Raw genomic sequence first — 2,882 nt, 5'->3', positions numbered from 1 at the left:
TCTCATTCTGCCGCAATCTTGCTGGGTCAAAGAGCCCCACCCCTTGAGCATTTGCCGGAGCTGTTGGCAATTTATCCCCGGTCGGGATGGAGTTGCGGCCAATTGGAGAGCTTGCTTTCTAGAGCTTGCTTTCTGCTAAGGCAACCCGCTATGCTACCGCCCAGATTGAGGCATTCTCCCGTGGCAAGTCAGCAGCTTCGTGTCTATGTCCCCCCTCACCCGCTCATTAAGCACTGGCTAACCGTGGCTCGGGATGCGGAGACGCCCATGCCCCTGTTTCGCACGGCCATGTCGGAGCTGGGCCGCTGGCTAACCTATGAGGCGATGCGGGAGTGGATCCCCACCCAAACCGTTCAGGTGCAAACCCCTTTGGAACCCGTTGCCGCAGAGGTCATCGCGCCGGATACCCTGCTGGGCATTGTGCCTGTATTGCGGGCTGGCTTGGCGATGCTGGAAGGCTGTCAGGCCCTTTTGCCCCAGGCGCGGATCTTTCACATTGGCATGGTGCGGGATGAGGAAACGCTGCAGGCCAGTTGCTACCTCAATCGCCTTCCAGAGCGGATCCCTGAACAGATGCGCATTCTCATTCCCGAGCCGATGTTGGCCACCGGGGGCACGCTGCTCTGGGTTTTGGATGAGCTAAAAAAACGGGGGGCGGATCCCAGCTTGGTTAGAATTGTCAGCGCATTGGCAGCGCCCCCAGGGTTACAGCGGTTGGGATCCCACTACCCGATGGTGCAAATTTTCTGCGCCATGATCGACGAGCGGCTGAACGATCGAGGGTTCATTTTGCCCGGGCTGGGGGATGCAGGGGATCGCGCCTTCGGCACAGAGAACTAGCCACTGACCCACTCAATCTGTCTGTCTTCTCTGCTGCTGGTTTTTGAGCCAAGATCTTCGGCGACACACGCATTCTGTAGTGCTCAATCGAGCTTTTACCACTTCTGGCGCACGGATTGCCCATTCACCCAGATGCTTTGAGGGAGAGCATTTGAGGCTAACCCCCCTCAGATTGGTCAAGCTATTGGATCATGGGTAATGTTGGCCGCTTCAGGGATCCCGGTCGCGCTACTTGCAATTCTGACGGGGCCAGCACCTTTTCCCTTCCTGCGCCTATGCGACTTGTCCTTACCAGTTTGGATGGCAGCTTGCTGGATCTGGAGTCCAACAGCTATGGTGCTGCCCGACAAGCCTTGGCTGCCCTAGAGCGCCGCTCCATTCCCTTGGTGCTCTACAGCCTGCGCACCCGCGCTCAACTGGAACATGTGCGGCGGCAGTTGCGCCTGGAGCATCCGTTCATCTGTGAGGATGGCTCTGCCGTTTACGTTCCCGAGCATTACTTCCCGGCGGGCATCCTAGACGAGCAGTGGCAACACCGACCGCCCTACTACGTGTATGCTTTGGGTCTGCCCTATTCTCGCCTGCGCAGCATCCTGCAACAGGTGCGTCAAGAGTCCCACTTGGATTTGATCGGGTTTGGGGATTGGACTGCCTCTGAGCTGGCCGCTGCCACTGGGATCCCTTTGGAAGAGGCAGAGCGGGCGCAGCAGCGAGAGTACAGTGAGATTTTCAGCTATTCCGGGGATCCCGAAACCCTGCGGGAAGCTTTTGCCCAGCAAGAAGCCAACCTCACCCAACATCTGCTGCGGGTGCGTCAGCTTCACTTCTCTAGCCTGCCGCAATGGTATCTGACCGGATGGATGCAGCCAACGATGGCCGCAGAACCCAATTGGTTACCGGGGGAACAGGCGGTGCAGCGGCTGCTGGATTGCTACCAACGGCATCTGGGCCCTATCAAAGCTTTGGGCATTGGGTGTTCCCCGCCAGATGTGGCCTTTTTGCGATGGTCGGAACAAAAAGTGGTGCTTCCCAGCCCCATTGCGGATAGTCTCTGGAGTGAGGCCCTGCCTCAATGGCAATTGGCTCAGCTCCCCGGCCCAGAGGGGTGGAATGAAGTGGTGTTGATGTGGTTGGAGGAAACAGATCATGGTGATGAATAGGCAGCAGATTGGTCGTCAGGCTGTACCCTTAGGCCTGAAAACGGTGGGGTGCCTGCTGAGCTTGGCGGTGGCCATGCCTGCCCACGCGCAACCGCCCATGACCCTACTGACAGGGGAGCCGACGGTCGCCCAACTGAAGGAAGACGGAGCTCGCTATCTGCAGATGGGCTTCCATACCTTGGCCATCAACGCCTACCGGAGCGCAATTGAACTGGAAGAAAAAACCTTGGTGCTGCCCAGCGAACGGGATCCCGATGTGCCTTTCAACCTCGGCTTGATCTATGCCCGTCAAGGCAAGCTGGCGGAGGCCCGCGCCGCCTTTCAGCGCTCGGTGGAGGTGGATCCCAGTGGCTTTAAGGCTCGCTATCAACTGGCCTTGGTGGATCTCAAGCTGGGGAACCTGGCCGTAGCCAAAGAGCAGCTCACCCTTTTGGCCCATGCCGCCAGCAACCATCCGGAAACCCACAGCCATATTCAATCTTTACTGGCCACTCTGGAGTCTGTGCCCCTGCCCGGCCAACAAGGGGAGAACCCGGCTCGCCCTCCAGCCGTTGAGTCAGAAGCCGCCAAGCTTTTGCTCGAACCTCAGAAAACAGAAACAGCCGCCCTGCCCACCGCAGCTGAGCAAAAACTGCCAGAGGAGACAAAACCTCTCTCGACTCTGCAGCGGCTACGTCAACGGGAGCGGGACTAGAGCCCCCTCTAGTTTTAACTATTTCTTAAGGCATGGGGCCGGCTGCCAGGGATCCCGTCACCGGGCCTTGGGCTAGGCTCGCCCCTTTTGGGGATCCGACTGAGAATCCTCGGGCTGGGGCCCTTTGGTGGTGAACACCGTGGTGAACATCATCAGCATGCCTGATACATTTACGCTGAACACTGCTG

General features: G+C 58.6%; 3 protein-coding genes. All 3 read left to right on the top strand.

Features of this window, described 5'->3' with window-relative positions; translation table 11 throughout:
• Positions 1–150 precede the first annotated feature (150 nt).
• The 3 genes from upp (at position 151) to NW815_RS12770 (ending at position 2,694) form a co-directional block, all read left to right on the top strand.
• The gene (upp, locus tag NW815_RS12780) at positions 151–840 is read left to right on the top strand and encodes a uracil phosphoribosyltransferase (protein ID WP_011433955.1); all 690 of its coding nucleotides are present in this window, start codon (positions 151–153) and stop codon (positions 838–840) included.
• A gap of 275 nt (positions 841–1,115) precedes the next feature.
• Complete coding sequence (locus tag NW815_RS12775) at positions 1,116–2,000, top strand: hypothetical protein (protein ID WP_414383968.1); 885 nt, start codon at positions 1,116–1,118, stop codon at positions 1,998–2,000.
• On the top strand, positions 1,987–2,694 hold the full coding sequence (locus NW815_RS12770) for a tetratricopeptide repeat protein (RefSeq protein WP_414390543.1): 708 nt from the start codon (positions 1,987–1,989) through the stop codon (positions 2,692–2,694). Before NW815_RS12775 ends, NW815_RS12770 begins: the two co-directional genes overlap by 14 nt.
• Positions 2,695–2,882 lie beyond the last annotated feature (188 nt).

Origin of the sequence: Synechococcus sp. R6-7 (assembly GCF_047461695.1) — a bacterium.
In the GTDB taxonomy this organism is placed as follows: Bacteria; Cyanobacteriota; Cyanobacteriia; order Thermostichales; family Thermostichaceae; genus Thermostichus.
This window is presented reverse-complemented; position numbering and strand designations above follow the sequence as displayed.